1 protein-coding gene is annotated in these 1,088 nt (G+C 61.8%); it reads right to left on the bottom strand.

Annotated elements, in window-relative coordinates:
- Positions 1–655 precede the first annotated feature (655 nt).
- Positions 656–1,088 (bottom strand): transposase (locus tag DL899_RS19235; RefSeq protein WP_204355381.1); only part of this gene is annotated, 433 nt, incomplete at its 5' end.

The raw sequence follows: 1,088 nt of genomic DNA, 5'->3' as shown, positions 1-1,088 counted from the left end.
GACCAGGGCTTCAAGCTGTGCACGGTCAGCGGGGCTCAGATACAGGCAGATGTCTATGCGTCTCATGTCCTGACATTGGCACATCTGACCTCAGATGGGAATCTTGTGTAAGGTGGGGAACACTAGGCTCACCAGCCAGAAACCGCCGAGGGCGATAACGCGTGCGTTTTCCGGGCCGATCGGATTGCTGCGACGCGAGCCCGGCCCGTGTGAGCGGACACCACTCAGCCGTCGGTGCCTTCCGGTGCCACCGGATCATTCGATTCCGCGAGATCGGTTTCCTCTACATGCTCCTGTTGCTCCAGTGCCTCTTCCATGCTGGTGGTATTGATCACCCGATCAAACTGCTCGAGAATGTCGGCAGCATGGCGGCCAGCCGTGCACACCCTCATCATCGTCACCGGGCGGCGGAAAGGCGCCCGGGCAGATTGGTTTCACTGTGCTGTTCCGGGTCATGTTGGTCTCCGTGGTCAGGCGGTTTCAATGCGGTCGGCGAGGTATTTGGGCAGCGTATCGAGCCCTTCGGCGCGCAGAAGCGTGACGAAATTCTCATCGGCAAAGAGGGATTTCAGGCCCTCGACCACCAGCAGGGATGGTGTCCCGTATCATGGTGTAGCTCACGATTGGCCTCGCGCTTCTGGGCGGGCCGAGCTGGTCAGTCGCACTGTGCTGCAGGCAAGCTGACGGTTAGATCATCGCAGACTGGCGCGAGCGTTTCCAGCGTCATGTAGCGACCCCGCTGGACGGTCCACTCCTCGGTCTGTTCCATCAGGATGGCGCCCACCAATCGGCGGATCGAAGCCTCGTTGGGAAAGATGCCGACGACATCGGTGCGTCGCTTGATCTCGCCGTTCAGGCGCTCGATGGGATTGGTGGAGTGCAGTTTGGCGCGATGTGGCTGGGGAAAGGTCATGTAGGCCAGGACGTCCTCCTCGGCCCCATCCATCAGCGTGGCCAGCTTCGGAAGCTTGCCGCGCATCTGATCCGCCACGAGATGCCATTGCGCCTTGGCCGCGGCATGGTCGGGCTGGGCGAAGGCGGTGGCAATGAAGGCCGAGACCACGCGGCGGCTGTTCTTGCCGGCATGG

The organism is Roseovarius amoyensis (assembly GCF_003260265.1).
Classification (GTDB): domain Bacteria; phylum Pseudomonadota; class Alphaproteobacteria; order Rhodobacterales; family Rhodobacteraceae; genus Roseovarius; species Roseovarius amoyensis.
Note: the sequence above shows the minus strand (reverse complement) of the source record. Positions and strands in the feature narration are given on the sequence as shown.